This is a genomic window from Pseudomonas sp. GD04158 (assembly GCF_029834875.1).
GTDB classification, from domain to species: Bacteria; Pseudomonadota; Gammaproteobacteria; order Pseudomonadales; family Pseudomonadaceae; genus Aquipseudomonas; species Aquipseudomonas hydrolytica.
Genome location: NZ_JAODYT010000017.1, coordinates 1 through 19,893 on the forward strand (window position 1 = coordinate 1; position 19,893 = coordinate 19,893).

The 19,893-nt window shown below is 64.8% G+C and carries 23 protein-coding genes; 12 read left to right on the plus strand and 11 right to left on the minus strand.

The genetic code is table 11. The annotated features are described in order from the left end of the window. The 3 genes from N7333_RS09145 to tldD all read left to right on the plus strand — a co-directional run. The coding region (locus N7333_RS09145) for a YhdP family protein (protein WP_279858704.1) at positions 1-2,700 on the plus strand (2,700 nt) is incomplete at its 5' end. A 49-nt stretch (positions 2,701-2,749) separates the two neighbouring features. Next, positions 2,750-3,598, plus strand: a complete 849-nt coding sequence (locus N7333_RS09150) for a carbon-nitrogen hydrolase family protein (protein ID WP_041772808.1) — start codon at positions 2,750-2,752, stop codon at positions 3,596-3,598. A 2-nt stretch (positions 3,599-3,600) separates the two neighbouring features. Continuing rightward, positions 3,601-5,043, plus strand: a complete 1,443-nt coding sequence (tldD, locus tag N7333_RS09155; RefSeq protein ID WP_003242861.1) for a metalloprotease TldD — start codon at positions 3,601-3,603, stop codon at positions 5,041-5,043. 73 nt (positions 5,044-5,116) lie between these two features. Here the strand turns inward: tldD and yjgA are convergent, their stop codons facing one another. Beyond that, a complete protein-coding gene (gene yjgA, locus N7333_RS09160) occupies positions 5,117-5,635 on the minus strand; it encodes a ribosome biogenesis factor YjgA (RefSeq protein ID WP_003242862.1) in 519 nt (172 codons plus the stop codon). A gap of 116 nt (positions 5,636-5,751) precedes the next feature. Here yjgA and pmbA point away from each other — a divergent pair, with 116 nt between their 5' ends. Beyond that, positions 5,752-7,098 carry a metalloprotease PmbA gene (pmbA, locus tag N7333_RS09165; protein WP_129482903.1) on the plus strand — a complete coding sequence of 449 codons (1,347 nt, stop codon included), beginning with the start codon at positions 5,752-5,754 and terminating at the stop codon, positions 7,096-7,098. A 53-nt stretch (positions 7,099-7,151) separates the two neighbouring features. Here pmbA and N7333_RS09170 read toward each other — a convergent pair whose 3' ends face one another. The 10 genes from N7333_RS09170 to N7333_RS09215 form a co-directional block, all read right to left on the minus strand. Next, positions 7,152-7,424 (minus strand): HPr family phosphocarrier protein, encoded by a 273-nt coding sequence (locus tag N7333_RS09170; protein ID WP_003242866.1) that lies wholly within the window; start codon positions 7,422-7,424, stop codon positions 7,152-7,154. A 14-nt stretch (positions 7,425-7,438) separates the two neighbouring features. Next, positions 7,439-8,296 carry an RNase adapter RapZ gene (rapZ, locus tag N7333_RS09175; RefSeq protein ID WP_003242868.1) on the minus strand — a complete coding sequence of 286 codons (858 nt, stop codon included), beginning with the start codon at positions 8,294-8,296 and terminating at the stop codon, positions 7,439-7,441. Positions 8,297-8,298: 2 nt separating this feature from the next. After that, complete coding sequence (gene ptsN, locus N7333_RS09180) at positions 8,299-8,763, minus strand: PTS IIA-like nitrogen regulatory protein PtsN (protein ID WP_003242870.1); 465 nt, start codon at positions 8,761-8,763, stop codon at positions 8,299-8,301. Between the two features lie 12 nt (positions 8,764-8,775). Further along, positions 8,776-9,084, minus strand: coding sequence for a ribosome-associated translation inhibitor RaiA (gene raiA / locus N7333_RS09185; protein ID WP_003242873.1), 309 nt, complete (start codon positions 9,082-9,084; stop codon positions 8,776-8,778). Between the two features lie 98 nt (positions 9,085-9,182). Continuing rightward, complete coding sequence (locus N7333_RS09190; RefSeq protein WP_129482904.1) at positions 9,183-10,676, minus strand: RNA polymerase factor sigma-54; 1,494 nt, start codon at positions 10,674-10,676, stop codon at positions 9,183-9,185. A 136-nt stretch (positions 10,677-10,812) separates the two neighbouring features. Next, positions 10,813-11,538, minus strand: coding sequence for an LPS export ABC transporter ATP-binding protein (lptB, locus tag N7333_RS09195; protein WP_003242877.1), 726 nt, complete (start codon positions 11,536-11,538; stop codon positions 10,813-10,815). Further along, positions 11,538-12,083, minus strand: a complete 546-nt coding sequence (gene lptA, locus N7333_RS09200; protein WP_003242879.1) for a lipopolysaccharide transport periplasmic protein LptA — start codon at positions 12,081-12,083, stop codon at positions 11,538-11,540. Before lptA ends, lptB begins: the two co-directional genes overlap by 1 nt. Next, positions 12,070-12,636 carry an LPS export ABC transporter periplasmic protein LptC gene (gene lptC, locus N7333_RS09205; RefSeq protein ID WP_129482905.1) on the minus strand — a complete coding sequence of 189 codons (567 nt, stop codon included), beginning with the start codon at positions 12,634-12,636 and terminating at the stop codon, positions 12,070-12,072. Before lptC ends, lptA begins: the two co-directional genes overlap by 14 nt. 8 nt (positions 12,637-12,644) lie before the next feature. Then, positions 12,645-13,166 (minus strand): HAD family hydrolase, encoded by a 522-nt coding sequence (locus tag N7333_RS09210; protein WP_003242895.1) that lies wholly within the window; start codon positions 13,164-13,166, stop codon positions 12,645-12,647. Then, positions 13,166-14,140: a KpsF/GutQ family sugar-phosphate isomerase gene (locus N7333_RS09215; protein WP_003242897.1), complete on the minus strand. Its 975-nt coding sequence runs from the start codon at positions 14,138-14,140 to the stop codon at positions 13,166-13,168. Before N7333_RS09215 ends, N7333_RS09210 begins: the two co-directional genes overlap by 1 nt. Positions 14,141-14,385: 245 nt before the next feature. Here N7333_RS09215 and N7333_RS09220 point away from each other — a divergent pair, with 245 nt between their 5' ends. The 8 genes from N7333_RS09220 (at position 14,386) to hisG (ending at position 19,782) form a co-directional block, all read left to right on the plus strand. Further along, positions 14,386-15,195, plus strand: a complete 810-nt coding sequence (locus N7333_RS09220; RefSeq protein ID WP_003242899.1) for an ABC transporter ATP-binding protein — start codon at positions 14,386-14,388, stop codon at positions 15,193-15,195. Beyond that, positions 15,195-15,992 (plus strand): lipid asymmetry maintenance ABC transporter permease subunit MlaE, encoded by a 798-nt coding sequence (mlaE, locus tag N7333_RS09225; protein ID WP_003242901.1) that lies wholly within the window; start codon positions 15,195-15,197, stop codon positions 15,990-15,992. Before N7333_RS09220 ends, mlaE begins: the two co-directional genes overlap by 1 nt. Continuing rightward, positions 15,992-16,462 (plus strand): outer membrane lipid asymmetry maintenance protein MlaD, encoded by a 471-nt coding sequence (gene mlaD / locus N7333_RS09230; RefSeq protein ID WP_003242905.1) that lies wholly within the window; start codon positions 15,992-15,994, stop codon positions 16,460-16,462. Before mlaE ends, mlaD begins: the two co-directional genes overlap by 1 nt. A 14-nt stretch (positions 16,463-16,476) precedes the next feature. Continuing rightward, on the plus strand, positions 16,477-17,109 hold the full coding sequence (locus tag N7333_RS09235; protein ID WP_129482906.1) for an ABC transporter substrate-binding protein: 633 nt from the start codon (positions 16,477-16,479) through the stop codon (positions 17,107-17,109). Next, entirely contained in the window at positions 17,106-17,411 is a 306-nt protein-coding gene (locus N7333_RS09240) for an STAS domain-containing protein (RefSeq protein WP_129482907.1), read from the plus strand. Before N7333_RS09235 ends, N7333_RS09240 begins: the two co-directional genes overlap by 4 nt. Before the next feature lie 144 nt (positions 17,412-17,555). After that, complete coding sequence (locus N7333_RS09245; RefSeq protein ID WP_003242910.1) at positions 17,556-17,795, plus strand: BolA family protein; 240 nt, start codon at positions 17,556-17,558, stop codon at positions 17,793-17,795. Between the two features lie 22 nt (positions 17,796-17,817). Then, positions 17,818-19,083: a UDP-N-acetylglucosamine 1-carboxyvinyltransferase gene (gene murA, locus N7333_RS09250; RefSeq protein WP_003242912.1), complete on the plus strand. Its 1,266-nt coding sequence runs from the start codon at positions 17,818-17,820 to the stop codon at positions 19,081-19,083. 63 nt (positions 19,084-19,146) lie between these two features. Continuing rightward, a complete protein-coding gene (hisG, locus tag N7333_RS09255) occupies positions 19,147-19,782 on the plus strand; it encodes an ATP phosphoribosyltransferase (protein WP_003242914.1) in 636 nt (211 codons plus the stop codon). Positions 19,783-19,893 lie beyond the last annotated feature (111 nt).

The following is a 19,893-nucleotide window of genomic DNA, read 5'->3' on the forward strand; positions in this document are numbered from 1 at the left end:
CTGGCGCCGCAGGGCAGCGTCAGCAATCTGCTGCTGGACTACTTCCCGCAAGCAGAAGGCGCCGAGCGTCTGCGCTTCGCCGCCAACCTCGAGCGCGTGGGCATCGCCGCCTACCACGGCGCGCCGGCGGCAGAGAACGTCAGCGGCAGTGCGTCGGGCAATCTGTTCCAGGGCGAGTTGCGCCTGAACAGCGAAAACTTCGCCCTGCATCTGGATCAGCTGTTCCCCGAGCCCTGGCGCTACCGTCATGCCCAGGCGCGCCTGAGCTGGGCGTGGAACGACGACGGCCTGACCCTGGCCAGCCCTTACATGCGCCTGGATGGCGAGGAAGGGCAGATCGCCGGAGACATGCTGATTCGCCTGCGTCGCGATCCCGATGCCGAGGACTACATGGACCTGCGCGTCGGTCTGCGTGACGGCGATGCGGCCTACACCGAGAAGTATCTGCCGAGCCGTTCACCGGGAATGAGCGCCGAGCTGGACAAGTGGCTGAAGACTGCCATTCGCTCTGGCCGGGTGGAGGAAGGCTACTTCCAGTATCAGGGATCGCTGAACAAGGGCGCTTCGCTGGGGGCGCGCAGCCTCAGCCTGTTCTTCCAGGTCAAGGATGCCGAACTGGCCTTCCAGCCGGACTGGCCGTCTCTGCGCGAAGGCAACGGCGAGGTGCTGATCGAGGACGACGCGGTACGCGTGCGCCTGCAGAGCGGGCGTCTGCTGGACAGCCGGGTCAGCGAGGTGACCGCCAACATTCCCCTGCTGCATGACGGCAAGCCGCCGCGCCTGAAGCTCGACGGCAAGGTGCAGAGCAGCCTGGGCGATGCCATCAAGCTGCTGCGCGAAGCCCCCATCGGTACCGCCGAGATCGTTGCCGGCTGGCAGGGTGAAGGGCCATTGAGCGGACGCCTGCAGCTGGATGTCCCTTTGCAGAAAGGGCCTAAGCCGGGCGTGATAGTGGACTTCGCCACCGAGGGCGCCAGCCTCAAGCTGAGCAACCCGGATCTGCAATTGAGCCAGGTGCAGGGCGCGTTTCGCTTCGACAGCGCGTCGGGGCTCAGTGCTCCGGACGTGCGGGCGCAGGTGTTCGGGCGTCAGGTGCGCGGCAAGGTCAGCGCCGAAGGCTCGCGCGGCCAGGCGCGCACGCTCTTCGATCTGCGCGGCCAGGTGCAGGTGGAAACGCTCAGTCAGTGGCTGGGTGGTCCGCAGAAGCTTCCGGTCGGCGGGCTGCTGCCCTATCGCCTGCGGCTGACCCTCGACGGAGACGACAGTCAGCTGCGTGTCGACTCGAATCTGCGCGGCGTGGCCATCGATCTGCCCGCGCCCTTCGGCAAGACGGCCGAGCAGGAGCGCCATGCCGAGTGGCGCATGACCCTGAGCGGACGCGAGCGGCGCTACTGGGCCGACTACGAGGGGGTGGCCAGTCTCAATCTGGCGGCGCCGGCAGGGGCTCTGGCCGACGGACGCGGTGAACTTGTAGTGGGCGGCGAGCCGGCTCGGCTGCCCACTGCGCAGGGGCTGGGGGTGCGTGGCACGCTGGCGGAGCTGGATCTCGATGCCTGGAAGCAGCTGTCCGTGGATCACCCGGTAAAGGTGGACGACGACAGCCAGCGTCTGTTCCGTGGGGGGCAGCTGAATATCGGGCGTTTCCGCGGGTTTGGTCAGGAGGTCGAGCAGCTGCGCATCGGCCTGACGCGACAGGGGCAGGCCTGGGAACTGCAGCTCGACAGCGAGCTGGCGGCCGGGCGGGTGCTGCGCGCCGATGCCGAGGGTGTGCCTATCCGCATCGATCTGCAGCATGTCAGGCTGCCGGCACCCGATCCTGAGGCTGCGAAGGCCGGCGATGCGCCCGATCCGCTGGCGGACGTCGACCCCCGGCAGATTCCGGCGCTGGACATCCGTATCGAGCGCGTGCAGCGCGGCGACAAGGTGCTGGGTGCCTGGTCGCTGAAGGTGCGCCCGGAAGAACAGGGGGTGCGCTTCGACGAACTCGATCTCGACCTGCAGGGGCTGAAGATCGGCGGCAGCGCAGGCTGGCGCGGCGCGCCGGGCGCCACGCGCAGCTGGTACAAGGGGCGCATGCAGGGCGGGGACCTGGGCAAGGTACTGCTGGCCTGGGACTTCGCCCCCAGCGCCACCAGCGAAAGTTTTCGTGTCGACATCGACGGCAGCTGGCCGGGCTCGCTGGCCTGGTTCTCGCTCAAGCGTTTTTCCGGCACCTTCGAACCCTCCCTGCGCAAGGGACAGTTCGTCGAAGTGCAGGGCTCGGCGCAGGCATTGCGGGTATTCGGCCTGCTCAACTTCGACTCCATCGGCCGCCGCCTGCGCCTGGACTTCTCGGACCTGCTCGGCAAGGGCCTGAGCTATGACCGGGTCAAGGGCAACCTGCAGGCCAACGACGGTCTGTTCGTTACCCGCGAACCGATCACCCTGACCGGGCCGTCTAGCAACCTCGAACTCAAGGGCAACCTGGACATGCGCAACGAGCGTATCGACGCCAAGCTGCTGGTGACCCTGCCGGTGACCAACAACCTGCCGCTGGCCGCGCTGATCGTCGGGGCGCCGGCCGTCGGCGGTGCGCTGTTCGTGGTCGACAAGCTGCTGGGAGACAGGGTCGCGCGCTTCGCCAGCGTGCAGTACGACGTCAAGGGGCCACTGCAGGATCCGGAAATCAGCTTCGACAAGCCGTTCGAAAAACCGCAATGAGCGGACGGCTTGGCGTACTCTGTGGCAATCAGAACCGATGAGTAGCCCCATGAATCTCGCTGTGATCCAGATGGTCAGCCAGGACGACGTGCAATCCAATCTGCGCCTGGCCCGGCGCATGCTCGAGCGTGCGGCCCAGGGCGGTGCGCGCCTGGTTGTGCTGCCGGAGAACTTCGCCGCCATGGGCCGCCGGGATCTCACTGCCATCGGCCATGCCGAAGCCGCTGGTGAAGGGCCGATCCTGCCCTGGTTGAAACAGGCCGCCCGCGACCTCAGCTTATGGATAGTGGCCGGCACCTTGCCGCTGCCGCCGGATGACGAACCGCAAGGCAGGCCGCATGCCTGCTCGCTGCTGATCGACGAGCAGGGCGAGCGCGTGGCGCGCTACGACAAGCTGCACCTGTTCGACGTCGACGTGACCGATAACCGCGGCCGCTACCGCGAGTCGGACGATTTCGTTCATGGCCAGCGCCTGGTGGTGGCCGACACGCCGGTTGGGCGCCTGGGCCTGACGGTGTGCTACGACCTGCGCTTTCCCGAGCTGTTCGGCGCACTGCGTGAGGCTGGCGCCGAGCTGATCAGCGTGCCGGCGGCCTTCACCGCCGTGACCGGGGCCGCCCACTGGCAGGTGCTGACCCGGGCCCGAGCCATCGAGACCCAGTGCTACATATTGGCAGCGGGGCAGGGCGGCGAGCATCCGGGGCAGCGTCTGACCTTCGGCCATTCGGCGATCATCGATCCCTGGGGAACGGTGCTGGTGGAGCAGGATCAGGGCGAGGGCGCCCTGCTGGCCGCCCGCGATGCCGCCGAGCAGGCGGCTATCCGCCAACGCATGCCGGTGCAGCAGCACCGCCGATTTTTCTTGTCGGACGTGCCGCGTCCGATCGTTGTGGAGTGACCATGAATACGATGTTGCAATCCGTCAGCGAGCACCTGCTCGCCCCCGGCGAGCTGACGCTCGACAGCCTCAGCAGCGTGCTGGGCGAAGTCGCAGGGCCAGGCATCGATGCCGCCGATCTGTACTTCCAGAGCCAGATTTCGGAAACCTGGGTGCTTGAGGACGGCATCGTCAAGGAAGGCAGTTTCAACCTCGATCAGGGGGTTGGCGTGCGTGCCCAGTCCGGTGAGAAGACCGGTTTCGCCTACAGCAATGCGATCAGCCTCGATGCGCTGAGCCAGGCGGCGCGCGCCGCCCGCTCCATCTCCCGCGCCGGCCAGCAGGGCCGCGTGCAGGCCTTCGCCAGCCCTCAGGTGACCCAGCTGTATGCCGAAGGCAACCCGCTGGATGTGCTGGAGCGTGCCGAGAAGGTCGAGCTGCTCAAGCGGATCGACCGCGCCACGCGCGCGCTGGACCCGCGCATCAAGCAGGTCACGGTGAGCCTGGCCGGGGTCTGGGACCGCATCCTGGTGGCCGCTCATGACGGCAGCCTGAGCGCCGACATCCGTCCGCTGGTGCGCTTCAACGTCAGCGTCATCGTCGAGCAGAACGGTCGTCGCGAGCGCGGCGGCCACGGCGGTGGCGGGCGTACCGACTACCGTTACTTCCTCGAAGAGGATCGCGCCATGGGCTACGCCCGCGAGGCCCTGCGCCAGGCGCTGGTCAACCTGGAGGCGATCCCCGCGCCGGCCGGCACGCTGCCGGTGGTGATGGGCGCCGGCTGGTCCGGCGTGCTGCTGCACGAAGCGGTCGGCCACGGCCTGGAGGGCGATTTCAACCGCAAGGGCAGCTCGGCCTACAGCGGCCAGGTCGGCCAGAAGGTCGCTTCCAGCCTGTGCACCATCGTCGACGACGGCACCCTAGCCGGGCGACGTGGCTCGCTCAGCGTCGATGACGAGGGCACCCCGACCCAGTGCACCACGCTGATCGAAAACGGCGTGCTCAAGGGCTACATGCAGGACAAGCTCAACGCCCGCCTGATGGGCGTTGCCGCCACCGGCAACGGTCGCCGCGAATCCTACGCGCACCTGCCGATGCCGCGCATGACCAACACCTACATGCTGGCCGGCGAGAGCGACCCGGAGGAGATCATCCGTTCGGTGAAGAAGGGCATCTACTGCGCCAACCTGGGCGGCGGTCAGGTGGACATCACCAGCGGCAAGTTCGTCTTCTCCACCAGCGAGGCCTACCTGATCGAGGACGGCAGGATCACCGCGCCGGTAAAAGGCGCCACCCTGATCGGCAACGGTCCGGAGGCCATGAGCCGCGTGTCCATGGTCGGCAACGACCTGGCCCTGGACAGCGGTGTGGGTACCTGTGGCAAGGACGGCCAGTCGGTGCCGGTGGGTGTCGGTCAGCCGACGCTGAAGATCGATGCGATCACGGTCGGTGGAACCGGCGCGTAGATCCTGGGATGCACGCGCACCTGGGTGAGCGGAGCGGGGCGTGCCCGACGGGCGCCGGACATGCCCTGGGGAGTCAGCGCAGACCGCGTTGTATCTCGTCCAGCTCGCGGATGTACTTGAACACCTTGCGCGCAGCGGCCGGTGGCTTGTTGTGCGCAGCCTCGTGCTGGGCATGACGGATCAGCCCGCGCAGGTGCTGGCGGTCGGCGTCGGGGTAGAGCTCGACGAAACCTTCCAGCGCGCTGTCGCCCTCGCCGATCAGGCGGTCGCGCCAGCGTTCCAGGGCGTGGAAGCGCTCGTTGTATTCACGGGTGGAACTGTCCACCTGGTCGATCAGGGCGAGGATCGCCTCGATATCCTGTTCACGCATCAGCTTGCCGATGAACTGGATATGACGCTTGCGCGCGGCATTGGCGGTGTGTTTCGGCGCTTCGGCCAGGGCACGGCGCAGGGCATCGGTCAGCGGCAGCTTGGCCAGCAGATCCGCCTTGAGCGTGGTCAGGCGCTCGCCGAGATCCTGCAGGGCATGCAGTTCGCGTTTGACCTGGGATTTGCTCTTCTCCAGGGAGAAGTCGTCGTAGGAATCAGACATGGGGTGGGTCCAGAGGGAAACGCCGCCATGATAGCAGCAACCGTGACTGGCGGCCTGTGGGCGGGCAGTCGAGAGCGGGCCACTGGCGCCCGCGATACATGGATCAGGAGTGGGTTATGAGTGAAGTAGAACGGATCGGGCCGCAGGCCTTGCCGGCGCTGCAGGAACAGGTCGAGGCGATTCTCGCCGAGGCCGCGCGGCAGGGCGCCAGCGCCTGTGAAGTGGCGGTTTCCGCGGGCCAGGGGTTGTCCACCACGGTGCGCCAGGGCGAGGTGGAAACCGTCGAGTTCAATCGCGACCAGGGCTTCGGCATCACCCTCTATGTCGGCCAGCGCAAGGGTTCGGCGAGTACCTCGGCCACTGGCGAGGCCGCCATCCGCGAAACCGTGGCTGCCGCCCTGGCCATCGCCAGGCACGCCAGCGAAGACGAGTGTGCGGGCCTTGCCGACGCCGCGCTGATGGCCCGCGACATGCCGGAGCTGGATCTCTACCACCCCTGGTCGATCACCCCGGAGCAGGCCGTGGAGCAGGCACTGGCCTGCGAGGCGGCCGCCTTCGCTGCCGACGCGCGGATCAAGAACGCCGACGGCACCAGCCTCAACACGCACCAGGGTTGCCGCGTATACGGCAACAGCAACGGCTTCATCGGCGGCTACGCCAGCACCCGCCACAGCCTGAGCTGCGTGATGATCGCCGAGGGCGAAGGGCAGATGCAGCGCGACTACTGGTACGACGTCAATCGCCAGGGCGAGCTGCTGGCCGATCCTGCGGGCATCGGTCAGCGCGCGGCCGAGCGCGCGGTCAGCCGCCTCGGCGCACGGCCGGTCCCGACCTGCGAGGTACCGGTGCTGTTCGCAGCCGAGCTGGCTGGCGGGCTGTTCAGCCATCTGCTGGCAGCCATTTCCGGCGGCAATCTGTACCGTCACTCGTCCTTCCTCGAAGGCGCCCTCGGCCAGTGCCTGTTCCCCGAGTGGCTGAGTCTGGACGAGCGTCCGCACCTGCCACGCGCGCTGGGCAGCGCAGCCTTCGACGGCGACGGTCTGGCCACCTATGCCAAGCCGTTCGTGGAGAAGGGCGAGCTGGTTTCCTACATGCTCGGCACTTATTCCGGGCGCAAGCTCGGCCTGCCCAGTACGGCCAACTCCGGCGGCGTGCACAACCTGTTCGTCACCCATGGCGATGAAGACCAGCAGGCGCTGCTTCGCCGCATGGGGCGCGGTCTGCTGGTCACCGAGCTGATGGGCCAGGGCCTGAACCTGGTCACCGGCGACTATTCGCGCGGGGCTGCAGGCTTCTGGGTGGAGAACGGCGAGATTCAGTTCCCGGTGCAGGAGGTGACCATCGCCGGCAACCTGCGCGACATGTTCCGCCAGATCGTTGCCGTGGGGCGCGACCTGGAACGGCGCGGCAATATCTGCACCGGGTCGGTACTGATCGAGAAGATGACCGTCGCCGGCAGTTGAGATGGTAGAGACGACAAGGCCACCCGCGGGTGGCCTTGTTCGTTTTGGAAGCTTTACTCGCCTTCCTCGAAGTAGTTCTCGATCAGCCCGACCAGTGCTTCCAGCGCCTCGTGATCCCGTTCGCCCTCGGTGTGCAGGTGCACCGGGGTGCCCTTGCCGGCTGCCAGCATCATCACCGCCATGATGCTCTTGCCGTCCACCAGACTGTCGCTGGTGCGGCCGATGCGTACCTCGCAGGGGTAGGCGCTGGCCACGCCAACGAACTTGGCGGCCGCGCGAGCATGCAGGCCGAGTTTGTTGATGATGGTGATTTCACGTGCAGGCATCGCGGCATGGTTCCTTAGCTGAGGTCGCGGTGACGTACCTGGACGTTCTTCAGCGGTTTCTTCAGGGCCTGGCTGAGGCGATTGGCCAGGTACACCGAGCGATGGTGCCCGCCGGTACAGCCGATGGCGATGGTCACGTAGGCGCGGTTGCTGGCGGCAAAGCGCGGCAGCCATTTTTCCAGGTAGGCGAGGATGTCCTGATACATTTCCTCCACCTCCGGTTGCGCGGCGAGGTAGTCGATCACCGGCTGCTGCAGGCCGGAGAAATCGCGCAGCTCCGGTTTCCAGTAGGGGTTCGGCAGGCAGCGGGCATCGAACACCAGGTCGGCATCCACCGGCATGCCACGCTTGAAGCCAAAGGACTCGAAGAGAAAGGCAGTACCCGGTTCCGGCTGGTTGAGCAGCCTCAGCTTGAGGCTGTCACGCAACTGATAGAGGTTGAGATGGGTGGTGTCGATCTTCAGGTCGGCCAGGTCGACGATGGGCGCCAGCACCTGGGTCTCGTCGGCGATGGCTTCGGCCAGCGAGCGGTTCTCGTCGGTCAGCGGGTGACGCCGGCGGGTTTCCGAGAAGCGCTTGAGCAGCGTCTCGTCGTCGGCGTCGAGGTAGAGAATGTCGCAGCGGATATTGCGCTGGCGCACCTGCTCGAGCAATTCGGGGAAACGCCGCAGATGGCTCTGCAGGTTGCGCGCATCGATCGACACGGCCACCTGCGGCAGCAGCATCTCGGTATTGAGCAGGGCGCGTTCGGCCAGGTCCGGCAACAGGCCGGCAGGCAGGTTGTCGATGCAGTAGAAACCGTTGTCCTCAAGTACATCGAGGGCGGTGCTCTTGCCCGAGCCGGAGCGACCGCTGACGATGATCAGGCGCATGCTTATAGACCGTTCTGAATGTCCACGACCACCTGGTAGAGATCTCCGCCACTCGCTGCCTGGCGCAGACGTTCACGTACATCCTGACGGTCGAGCATGCTGGCGATCTGGCGCAGCAGCTCCAGATGGGCATCGGTTGCCGCTTCCGGTACCAACAGGACGAACAGCAGATCCACCGGCGCACCGTCGATGGCGTCGAAGTCGACGGCGGTCTCCAGGTGCAGCACGGCGCTGATCGGAGCACTGCAGCCGGCCAGGCGGCAGTGGGGAATGGCGATGCCGTTGCCGAAGCCGGTGGAACCGAGCTTCTCGCGGGCGATAAGGCTTTCGAAGATATCCTGGGCGTCCAGGTCGGGCAGGTCGCGCGCCACCAGGTTGGCGATCTGTTCGAGCACGCGTTTCTTGCTGCCGCCCGGCACGTTCACCAGGGAACGGCCGGGGGTCAGGATGTTTTCAAGTCGGATCATGGATGGGGAATGTCAGCGGGCCGTGGCGCCTTGCAGGCGTTCGAGCTGCTTTTCCTTGTGCTTGATGAGTTGACGGTCGAGTTTGTCGGCCAGCAGGTCGATGGCTGCGTACATGTCCTGGTGTTCTGCGTTGGCGACGACTTCGCCGCCGGCGACGTGCAGGGTGGCTTCGATCTTCTGCTTGAGTTTCTCGACCTCCATGGTCACCTGAACGTTGGTGATCTTGTCGAAGTGGCGTTCCAGTCGGCCCAGTTTCTCGCCGATATAGTCACGCAGGGCGTCGGTCACATCCAGCTGATGTCCACTGATGTTGACTTGCATACCGCTTTCTCCTTGTTGCCTTGTGTAAGAGACGGGTCATGTGCGACCCGCCGCCGGAACACGTTGGCCTGGGACCTGGGGTCTCCAGTCGATCTGGCCTACATCAGTCGCTTGCGCTCACTGGAGGGCGCTATGCCGAGGGACTCGCGGTACTTGGCGACCGTCCGACGGGCGACTTGGATGCCTTGTGCCTCCAGTAAACCAGCGATCTTGCTGTCGCTCAACGGCTTTTTCGCGTTTTCTGCGGCGACCAGTTTCTTGATGATGGCGCGGATCGCGGTGGACGAGCATTCGCCGCCCTCGGAGGTGCTGACATGGCTGGAGAAGAAATATTTCAGCTCGTAAATGCCACGCGGGGTGTGCATGAACTTCTGTGTGGTGACGCGTGAGATGGTCGACTCGTGCATGCCCACCGCCTCGGCGATATCGTGCAGAACCAGAGGCTTCATCGCCTCGTCGCCATAGTCGAGGAAGCCGCGCTGATGCTCGACGATCTGCGTGGCCACCTTCATCAGCGTCTCGTTGCGGCTCTGCAGGCTCTTGATGAACCAGCGCGCCTCCTGCAACTGATTGCGCATGAAGGTGTTGTCGGCGCTGGAGTCGGCGCGTTTGACGAAGCCGGCATACTGCGGGTTGACGCGCAGGCGCGGCATCGCCTCCTGGTTCAGTTCCACCAGCCAGCGGTCGTTGTGCTTGCGTACGATCACGTCCGGCACCACGTATTCCGGCTCGCTGGATTCGATCTGCGAACCCGGGCGCGGATTGAGGCGCTGGATCAGGTCGATGACCTGCTTGAGCTCGTCTTCCTTGAGTTTGGTGCGGCGCATCAGCTGGGCGTAGTCGCGGCTGCCGAGCAGTTCCAGATAGTCGCTGACCACGCGCTGGGTTTCACTGAGCCAGGGTGTTTTGGCGGGCAGCTGGCGCAGTTGCAGCAGCAGGCATTCACGCAGGTTGCGCGCGCCGATGCCGGCGGGTTCGAACTGCTGGATGCGGTGCAGCACCACTTCCACTTCGTCCAGCTCGATGTCCAGCTCGGGGTCGAAGGAGTCGGTGACTTCTTCGAGCGATTCTTCCAGGTAGCCGTCGTTGTTGATGCAGTCGATCAGGGTGGCGGCGATCAGCCGGTCCTTGTCCGACATGGGGGCCAGGTTCAGCTGCCAGAGCAGATGGCTCTGCAGGCTCTCGCCGCTGGAAGTACGGGTGGTGAAATCCCACTCGTCGTCGTCATTGCTCGGCAGGCTGCTGGCGCTGGTCTGGTAGATGTCTTCCCAGGCGGTGTCGACCGGCAGCTCGTTGGGGATGCGTTCGCCCCATTCGCCCTCTTCCAGGTTGTCCACCGTCGGCGCGGTTTCCTGGTAGCTCTCTTCCTTGGCCGGGGAAGGGGGGGCGCTCTCTGCGCCGTCGGCCATGGGGTCGCTGTTGTCGAAGTCGTCGCCGTCTTCCTGGCGCTCGAGCATGGGGTTGGATTCCAGGGCTTCCTGGATTTCCTGTTGCAGGTCCAGGGTCGACAACTGGAGGAGGCGGATAGCCTGTTGCAGCTGCGGGGTCATCGTCAGCTGCTGGCCCATCTTGAGGACTAGCGATGGTTTCATTGCAGACCTTAATTTACTGGCGAGTTACGCCTTCCACATCAGGGCGCCGAAGCGCCGCCAGGAAGCAAATTATATGCCTGAACTTCTGGGCTTTGCCTAGAGGCTGCCATATTTCTGTAGCGAAACAGCGGGCAGCCTACAGGCGGAACTCGTGGCCCAGGTAAACCTCTTTCACCGTCTGGTTGGCGAGGATGGTCTGCGCATCGCCCTCGGCGATCAGCTGGCCATCGTTGACGATATAGGCGGTTTCGCAGATATCCAGGGTTTCGCGCACGTTGTGATCGGTGATCAGGATGCCGATGCCCTTGGCCTTGAGGTGATGGATGATCTGCTTGATGTCGCCCACCGAGATCGGGTCGACGCCGGCAAAGGGCTCGTCGAGCAGGATGAACTTGGGGTTGGTGGCCAGGGCGCGGGCGATTTCCACGCGGCGCCGCTCGCCGCCGGACAGGCTCATGCCCAGGCTGTCGGCGATATGGTGGATGTGGAACTCCTGCAGCAGGTTCTCCAGCTCTGCCTGACGCCCGGCGCGGTCCAGGTCCTTGCGCGTCTCAAGGATCGCCATGATGTTGTCGGTCACCGACAGCTTGCGAAAGATCGAGGCTTCCTGCGGCAGATAACCGATGCCGGCACGGGCGCGACCGTGCATCGGCTGATGGCTGACGTCGAGGTCGTCGATCAGCACGCGGCCCTGATCGGCGCGTACCAGGCCGACGATCATGTAGAAGCAGGTGGTCTTGCCGGCGCCGTTGGGGCCAAGCAGGCCGACGATCTGGCCGCTTTCGATGCTCAGGCTGACGTCGCGCACGACCTGGCGGCTCTTGTAGCTTTTCGCCAGGTGTTGGGCTTTGAGAATGGCCATTACTGCTCTGCCTGCTGGTCCGCGGGTTTGTTCTTCGGCTGGATGACCATGTCGATGCGCGGACGCGGCGTGCTGACATTGCCGCCAGTGGCGCGGCCGGCGTTGACGATCTGGCGACGGGTGTCGTAGACGATCTTCTCGCCTTCGAAGGTATTGCCTTCCTGGATCACCTTGGCCTGATCGATCAGCACGATGCGTTCGTTGCTGGCGAAATACTGGATGGTACGGCCGTAGGCCTTGACGATTTCCTTGTCCACTGCCGGCTTCTGCTCGTAATAGGCAAGGTTGCCCACCGAGGTGAAGACGTCGATGTCGCCGCTGGCGGTCTGGGTGATGGTCACGGTGTCGCCGGTGATCTTCAGGGTGCCCTGAGTGATGATCACGTCGCCGCGGTACACCGCCACGCCCTGCTTGTCATCCAGTTCGGCGCTGTCGGCCTGGATGCGAATGGGCTGGTTGCGGTCGGACGGCAGAGCCCAGGCGCTCGCGCTTCCCAATGCGGCGCCGAGGGCGAGAATCAGGGGGAGGGTGTTAACGAACCTCATGCTGGCCTCTTACGTTGGACTGCAGGAGCATCCTGCCGTCATTCAAATACGCTTTCATTCCTTGTGCCGTGGTCACCCCGTTGGCCGCGACGATTCTAACGGCTTGCTCGGTCTGCGCATATTCCTTGTCGGGAATAACGGTCATGCGGCTGCTGGTGATGATGGTCGGGCGATTCTTGGCGTCTGTGCGGGCAATGCGCACGTCGTCGATCAGTTCTACCTCGACGCCGCCGGGCGAGACCTCGGCACGCTTGCTGGTGACGTTCCAGGGCAGTTCGTCGCCGCGGTAGAGATCCAGCTTGGGCATTTCGATAAGAGTGATGTCGGTGCTCTTGATGTGCTCGAGCTTGTCGGCGGTCATGCGGTAGTGCAGTTTGCCGTCGTCCTGATATTGCACGGAGCGTGCGCCGATCACGTAGAAGTCGATGGCCTGCTCGTGATTGCTCTGCTGGGTCCGGCGCGTGCTGTCCGGAGCGATGTTCCAGTAGCCGAGCGCCGCCACGATCACGGCGATCAGGGCAAAGATCAGGGTGTTGAGGATTTTGCGCGGCATGCTGTTCTCTACAGGTAGGCGGCCTGGGCCGCATCCAGCGTGCCCTGGGCACGCATGATCAGTTCGCAGAATTCCCGCGCCGCGCCATCGCCGCCACGCGCCTGGGTCACCCCATGAGCGTGCTGGCGCACGAAGCTGTCGGCGCTGGCCACGGCCATGCCCAGTCCGACCCGGCGCATCACCGGAAGATCCGGCAGGTCGTCGCCCAGATAGGCGACCTGCTCATAGCTTAGGCCGAGTTCGGCGAGCAGACCGTCGAGAACGACCAGCTTGTCTTCGCGGCCCTGGAACAGGTGCTGGATGCCCAGGTTGTTGGCGCGGCGCTCGACCACCGGGGTCTTGCGCCCGCTGATGATGGCGGTGCGCACGCCGGAGTTGATCAGCATCTTGATGCCGTGGCCGTCGAGCGTATTGAAGGTCTTGAACTCGCTGCCGTCTTCGAGGAAGTACAGGCGGCCGTCGGTGAGCACGCCATCGACGTCGAACACCGCCAGTTTCACCGCGCGGGCACGCTGCAGCAGGTCGTTCATCACATCACCCCCGCGCGCAGCAGGTCGTGCATGTTCAGTGCGCCGACCGGTCGATCCTGGTCGTCCACCACCACCAGCGCATTGATCTTGTGGTCTTCCATGATCTTCAGGGCCTCGGCGGCGAGCATTTCGGCGCGGGCGGTCTTGCCGTGCGGCGTCATCACCTCGTCGATCGAGGCCTGGCGCACGTCGATGCCCTTGTCCAAGGTGCGGCGCAGATCGCCGTCGGTGAAGATGCCGGCGAGGCGGCCGTCGGCTTCCAGCACCACGGTCATGCCCAGGCCCTTCTGGGTCATTTCCAGCAGCGCATCACGCAGGCTGGTACCGCGATTCACCCGTGGCAGGGCGTCGCCTGCGTGCATGACGTTTTCCACCTTGAGCAGCAGGCGGCGGCCGAGGGCGCCACCGGGATGGGAGAAGGCGAAGTCTTCCGCGGTGAAGCCGCGCGCTTCCAGCAGGGCGATGGCCAGGGCGTCGCCCAGCACCAGGCTGGCGGTGGTTGAGGAGGTCGGCGCCAGGTTCAGCGGGCAGGCTTCCTGCGACACGCGGGCATCGAGATTGACCTCGGCGGCCTTGGCCAGGGGCGAGTCCGGGTTGCCGGTCATGCTGATCAGGCGGATGCCGAGACGCTTGATCAGCGGCAGCAGGGTGACGATTTCCGCGGTGCTTCCGGAGTTGGACAGGGCCAGAACGATATCGTCCTTGGTGATCATGCCCATGTCGCCATGGCTGGCTTCTGCCGGGTGGACGAAGAAGGACGTGGTGCCGGTGCTGGCCAGGGTGGCGGCGATCTTGTTGCCGATGTGTCCGGATTTACCCATGCCGACCACCACGACGCGGCCCTTGCAGGCCAGAATCAGTTCGCAGGCCTTGATGAAGTTGGCGTCGATGCGAGGCAGCAGTTCCTGCACCGCTTCGAGTTCGAGGCGGATGGTACGCTGTGCGGAATCAATCAGGTCGCGGGTCTGGTTCATGCTCGAATGGGGCTGCCGGACGAAAAAGACGGGGATTATAAACGGAAAAGATGATCGCGCTCACCTTTGCTGAAGCGCAGCGTCATGCCGAAGCTGTCGCAAGTCTGAACGCCGTATCTGGCTGCTATTGGGCGCGATAAGCGGCAAATGCTATAGTCCGCGGCCATTTTGCCCCTCTGGCTGGCGCGTGTCCTCGCTCGTGGAGGGGGCGTCTGCCAGGAAGGCCCGATTTTCAAGGAGTTCAGATGAGCGCCGAGCACGAGTACGCGATCGAGTTGCAGGGCGTCAGCTTTCAGCGCGGTACGCGGGCGATCTTCGACAAGGTCGACATCCGCATTCCGCGCGGCAAGGTCACCGGTATCATGGGGCCGTCGGGTTGCGGCAAGACCACGCTGTTGCGTCTGATCGCCGCCGAGCTGCGGCCGTCCGCCGGCGAGGTGCGGGTGGCGGGCGTCAATCTGCCGAGCCTGTCGCGTGACGAACTGTTCGACATGCGCAAGCAGATGGGCGTGCTGTTTCAGAGTGGTGCGCTGTTCACCGATCTCGACGTGTTCGAGAACGTGGCCTTTCCGCTGCGCGTGCACACCCAGCTGCCGGAAGAGATGATTCGCGACATCGTCCTGATGAAGCTGCAGGCCGTTGGTCTGCGCGGTGCGCTGGAGCTGATGCCCGACGAGCTGTCCGGTGGCATGAAGCGCCGCGTGGCGCTGGCCCGGGCCATCGCGCTCGATCCGCAGATTCTCCTGTACGACGAGCCCTTCGTCGGGCAGGACCCCATTGCCATGGGCGTGCTGGTACGGCTGATCCGTCTGCTCAACGATGCCTTGGGCATCACCAGCGTGGTGGTGTCCCACGATCTGGCGGAAACCGCCAGCATCGCCGACTACATCTACGTGGTCGGGGATGCCCAGGTGCTGGGCCATGGTACGCCGGCCGAGCTGATGGAGTCGGATAACCCGCGCATTCGCCAGTTCATGAAAGGCACTCCGGATGGTCCGGTGCCGTTCCATTATCCGGCACCGGACTACCGCGAAGATCTGTTGGGGAGAGGTTGATGCGCAGAATTTCACCGCTCGAACGGCTGCGTCTGTTCGGTCGTGCGGGTATCGATGTGGTGGCGACCCTGGGGCGCTCGGTGCTGTTTCTCGTCGGCGCGGTGTTCGGCCGCAGTCGCGCCGGCAAGCCGCTGCAGCTGCTGATCAAGCAGCTGTTCGCCGTGGGCGTGATGTCCCTGGCGATCATCGTCGTTTCCGGCATTTTCATCGGCATGGTACTGGCCCTGCAGGGCTACAACATCCTGGTCAGCTACGGCTCCGAGCAGGCGGTGGGGCAGATGGTCGCCCTGACCCTGCTGCGCGAACTGGGACCGGTGGTCACCGCATTGCTGTTCGCCGGTCGCGCGGGGTCCGCGCTGACCGCCGAAATCGGCAACATGAAGTCCACCGAGCAGCTGTCCAGCCTGGAAATGATCGGCGTCGACCCGCTCAAGTACATCATCGCGCCGCGCCTGTGGGCCGGCTTCATCTCCATGCCGCTACTGGCGATGATCTTCAGTGTCGTCGGCATCTGGGGTGGGGCGATGGTCGCCGTCGACTGGCTGGGTGTCTACGAGGGCTCGTTCTGGTCCAACATGCAGAACAGTGTTTCCTTTTATGACGACGTGCTCAACGGCGTGATCAAGAGCATCGTCTTCGCCTTCGTGGTGACCTGGATCGCCGTGTTCCAGGGCTATGACTGCGAGCCCACTTCCGAAGGCATCAGCCGCGCGACCACGCGTACCGTGGTGTATGCCTCGCTGGCCGTGCTTGGCCTGGATTTCATTCTGACCGCTTTGATGTTTGGAGATTTCTGATGCAAAACCGCACGCTGGAGATTGGTGTCGGCCTGTTCCTCATGGCCGGTGTGCTGGCCCTGCTGCTGCTGGCCCTGCGCGTCAGCGGCCTGAGCGTCGGTACCTCGGGCGACACCTACAAGGTCTATGCCTACTTCGACAACATCGCCGGGCTCACCGTGCGCGCCAAGGTGACCATGGCCGGTGTGACCATCGGCAAGGTCACCGCCATCGATCTGGATCGCGACAGCTACATGGGCCGGGTGACCCTGGAGCTCGACGGTAGCGTCAACAACCTGCCCGAGGATTCCACCGCGTCGATTCTGACCGCGGGTCTGCTCGGCGAGAAATACATCGGCATCAGCGTCGGCGGTGACGAGGAGGTGCTCAAGGATGGCGGCACCATTCACGACACCCAGTCCTCGCTGGTGCTGGAAGACCTGATTGGCAAATTCCTGCTCAATTCGGTCAATAAAGATGAAGCCAATTGATGAGGGCTCCCCAGATGCTCAAGACCTTGCGTAATTCCCTGTTCGCGTTGCTGGCCGCCATGCCGCTGCTGGCGCTGGCTGCGCCGAGCGCCCATGAGGTGGTGCAGCAGACCACCGACACCCTGCTGGCCGATCTCAAGGCCAACAAGGAGCAGTACCGCAGCAATCCCGCTGCCTTCTACGATTCGCTCAACCAGATTCTCGGCCCGGTGGTGGATGTCGACGGCATCTCCCGTGGGGTGATGACCGTGCGCTATTCGCGCCAGGCCTCGCCGGAGCAGATGAGCCGCTTTCAGGAGAATTTCAAGCGCAGCCTGATGCAGTTCTACGGCAACGCCCTGCTCGAGTATGACAACCAGGACATCCGCGTGCTGCCGGCCGGCGGCAAGCAGGATGCCGAGCGCACCTCGGTGGGCATGGAGATCCGTGATGCCAAGGGCGCGGTCTATCCGCTGTCCTACACCATGGTGGCGATGGACGGGACCTGGAAGCTGCGCAACGTGATCATCAACGGCATCAACGTCGGCAAGCTGTTCCGTGATCAGTTCGCCCAGTCGATGCAGAACAACCGCAACGACCTGGACAAGGTCATCGACACCTGGGCCGACACCGTCGCCAGGGCGCGTCAGGCACGGGGCGAGTCGTGAGTCAGGCGAGCATCAGCGAAAGCGCGCCGGGGCAGCTGCAGCTTTCCGGCGTGCTCGACTACAGCACCGGCCCGCTGCTGCGCGAGCAGGGCGCGCGCCGGATCGCCGCCAGCAGTGCGGCGCGTCTGTCGCTCGACTGCGGCGCGGTTGAGAAGTCCAGCAGCGTCGGTCTGGCCCTGCTGCTGGCATTCGTCCGCGATGCGCGCAAGGCCGGGCGCGAGCTGGTGATCACCGGCCTGCCGGAGGACATGCGGCAGATCGCTCAGGTCAGCGAGCTGCTGGAGTTGTTGCCGCTGGAGTAGCGGTGCCGCGGGTGCGAGGCATGCGCGGCGCACTGCCGTCGTTCCGTCAGCAGCGCTGCATGCGGGGTTCGCAGGCGGGAGGCTTTTTTGTATGATGGCCGACCCGCGGGCTCAGGTGCCCGAATGCGTCAGTCGAGGTCGAGCATGCAGGCTGCAGAAGTAAAAAGCCTCCTAGAGGAAAAACTCCCGAATACCCAGGTGGAAGTGGAAGGCGAAGGCTGCAACTTCCAGCTCAACCTGATCAGCGACGAGCTGGCCGCCCTCAGCCCGGTCAAGCGTCAGCAACAGATCTATGCCCACCTCAACGCCTGGATCGCCAATGGCAGCATCCATGCCGTGACCATGAAATTCTTCAGCCAGGCCGATTGGGCCGCGCGTTCCTGAGCCTGCGGGCGACGAGATTCCTATGGACAAACTGATCATTACCGGCGGCGTTCGCCTCGATGGCGAAATCCGCATTTCCGGGGCGAAGAACTCCGCCCTGCCGATTCTCGCAGCGACCCTGCTGGGCGACGAGCCCGTCACCATCTGCAACCTGCCGCACCTGCACGACATCACCACCATGATCGAGTTGTTCGGTCGCATGGGCGTCGAGCCGGTGATCGACGAGAAGCTGTCCGTGGAAGTCGATGCACGCTCGATCAAGACCTTGGTGGCGCCCTACGAGCTGGTGAAGACCATGCGTGCCTCGATCCTGGTGCTCGGCCCCATGGTCGCGCGCTTCGGCGAGGCCGAAGTGGCCCTGCCCGGCGGTTGCGCCATCGGTTCGCGTCCGGTCGACCTGCACATCCGCGGTCTCGAGGCCATGGGCGCGCAGATCGACGTGGAAGGCGGCTACATCAAGGCCAAGGCGCCCGAGGGCGGCCTGCGCGGTGCGCATTTCTTCTTCGACGTGGTCAGCGTGACCGGCACCGAGAACATCATGATGGCCGCGACCCTGGCCAAGGGCCGCAGCGTGCTGGAAAACGCCGCTCGTGAGCCCGAGGTGGTCGACCTGGCCAACTGTCTGATCGCCATGGGGGCGAAGATCCAGGGCGCCGGCACCGACACCATCATCATCGATGGCGTCGAGCGCCTGCACGGCGCGCGTTTCAACGTGATGCCCGACCGTATCGAAACCGGCACCTACCTGGTGGCCGCTGCCGTCACCGGCGGTCGGGTCAAGGTCAAGGACGCCGATCCGTCGACCCTGGAGGCCGTGCTGGCCAAGCTGCAGGAAGCCGGCGCCGAGATCACCACCGGTCCGGACTGGATCGAGCTGGACATGAAGGGCAAGCGTCCCAAGGCCGTCAACCTGCGCACCGCTCCGTATCCGGCGTTCCCTACCGACATGCAGGCGCAGTTCATCGCCCTCAATGCCGTGGCCGAAGGCACCGGTACGGTGATCGAAACCGTCTTTGAAAATCGCTTTATGCACGTCTACGAGATGCTGCGCATGGGCGCCAACATTCTGGTCGAGGGCAACACCGCCATCGTCACCGGCGTCGAGAAGCTCAAGGGCGCACCGGTCATGGCCACCGACCTGCGCGCGTCGGCCAGCCTGGTACTGGCGGCGCTGATGGCCGAGGGCGATACCCTGATCGACCGCATCTACCACATCGACCGCGGTTACGAGTGCATCGAGGAGAAGCTGCAACTTCTCGGCGCCAAGATCCGCCGCGTACCGGGCTAAGCCTCCGTTGTCGTAGGGCCGCTCCCTGTCGGAGCGGCCGCTTCCGCTCAAGGAAACCGTTTCATGCTGACCATCGCCCTGTCCAAAGGCCGTATCCTCGACGACACCCTGCCGCTGCTGGCAGCGGCGGGCATCGAGCCGACCGAGAATCCGGACAAGAGCCGCAAGCTGATCATCCCGACCACTCAGGATGACGTGCGCCTGTTGATCGTGCGTGCCACCGACGTGCCGACCTATGTCGAGCATGGCGCGGCCGACCTCGGCGTGGCCGGCAAGGATGTGCTGATGGAATACGGCGGGCAGGGCCTGTACGAGCCACTGGATCTGCAGATCGCCAAGTGCAAGCTGATGACCGCCGGCAAGGTCGGCGCGCCGGAGCCCAAGGGGCGCCTGCGCGTAGCCACCAAGTTCGTCAATGTCGCCAAGCGCTACTACGCCGAGCAGGGCCGTCAGGTCGACATCATCAAGCTCTACGGCTCGATGGAACTGGCGCCGCTGGTGGGCCTGGCCGACAAGATCATCGACGTGGTCGACACCGGCAACACCCTGCGCGCCAACGGCCTGGAACCGCAGGAGCTGATCGCCACCATCAGCTCGCGCCTGATCGTCAACAAGGCTTCGATGAAGATGCAGCACGGCCGCATCCAGGCGCTGATCGAAACCCTGCGTGGCGCGGTCGAGGCGCGACACCAAGGCTGACTCCTTTCCGCGACTTCTGGTCGCGGCAGCCTATCCGTGTCATAGCCATTTTTCTTGGGTGCCCGCACGGTGGGCTTGCTACTCTAGCGGCGCCTGAGATTTGCCATTACA

Bases quoted from the DNA above. Each gene is read 5' to 3' on its own strand.
- N7333_RS09150 (WP_041772808.1), top strand. From the start codon at position 2,750: ATGAATCTCGCTGTGATCCAGATGGTCAGCCAGGACGACGTGCAATCC.
- lptC (WP_129482905.1), bottom strand. From the start codon at position 12,636: ATGCCGCGCAAAATCCTCAACACCCTGATCTTTGCCCTGATCGCCGTG.
- rapZ (WP_003242868.1), bottom strand. From the start codon at position 8,296: ATGCGCCTGATCATCGTCAGCGGTCGCTCCGGCTCGGGCAAGAGCACC.
- N7333_RS09210 (WP_003242895.1), bottom strand. From the start codon at position 13,166: ATGAACGACCTGCTGCAGCGTGCCCGCGCGGTGAAACTGGCGGTGTTC.
- raiA (WP_003242873.1), bottom strand. From the start codon at position 9,084: ATGCAAGTCAACATCAGTGGACATCAGCTGGATGTGACCGACGCCCTG.
- tldD (WP_003242861.1), top strand. From the start codon at position 3,601: ATGAATACGATGTTGCAATCCGTCAGCGAGCACCTGCTCGCCCCCGGC.
- yjgA (WP_003242862.1), bottom strand. From the start codon at position 5,635: ATGTCTGATTCCTACGACGACTTCTCCCTGGAGAAGAGCAAATCCCAG.
- N7333_RS09190 (WP_129482904.1), bottom strand. From the start codon at position 10,676: ATGAAACCATCGCTAGTCCTCAAGATGGGCCAGCAGCTGACGATGACC.
- mlaD (WP_003242905.1), top strand. From the start codon at position 15,992: ATGCAAAACCGCACGCTGGAGATTGGTGTCGGCCTGTTCCTCATGGCC.
- N7333_RS09170 (WP_003242866.1), bottom strand. From the start codon at position 7,424: ATGCCTGCACGTGAAATCACCATCATCAACAAACTCGGCCTGCATGCT.
- hisG (WP_003242914.1), top strand. From the start codon at position 19,147: ATGCTGACCATCGCCCTGTCCAAAGGCCGTATCCTCGACGACACCCTG.
- mlaE (WP_003242901.1), top strand. From the start codon at position 15,195: ATGCGCAGAATTTCACCGCTCGAACGGCTGCGTCTGTTCGGTCGTGCG.
- murA (WP_003242912.1), top strand. From the start codon at position 17,818: ATGGACAAACTGATCATTACCGGCGGCGTTCGCCTCGATGGCGAAATC.
- ptsN (WP_003242870.1), bottom strand. From the start codon at position 8,763: ATGATCCGACTTGAAAACATCCTGACCCCCGGCCGTTCCCTGGTGAAC.
- pmbA (WP_129482903.1), top strand. From the start codon at position 5,752: ATGAGTGAAGTAGAACGGATCGGGCCGCAGGCCTTGCCGGCGCTGCAG.
- N7333_RS09235 (WP_129482906.1), top strand. From the start codon at position 16,477: ATGCTCAAGACCTTGCGTAATTCCCTGTTCGCGTTGCTGGCCGCCATG.
- lptB (WP_003242877.1), bottom strand. From the start codon at position 11,538: ATGGCCATTCTCAAAGCCCAACACCTGGCGAAAAGCTACAAGAGCCGC.
- N7333_RS09215 (WP_003242897.1), bottom strand. From the start codon at position 14,140: ATGAACCAGACCCGCGACCTGATTGATTCCGCACAGCGTACCATCCGC.
- lptA (WP_003242879.1), bottom strand. From the start codon at position 12,083: ATGAGGTTCGTTAACACCCTCCCCCTGATTCTCGCCCTCGGCGCCGCA.
- N7333_RS09220 (WP_003242899.1), top strand. From the start codon at position 14,386: ATGAGCGCCGAGCACGAGTACGCGATCGAGTTGCAGGGCGTCAGCTTT.
- N7333_RS09245 (WP_003242910.1), top strand. From the start codon at position 17,556: ATGCAGGCTGCAGAAGTAAAAAGCCTCCTAGAGGAAAAACTCCCGAAT.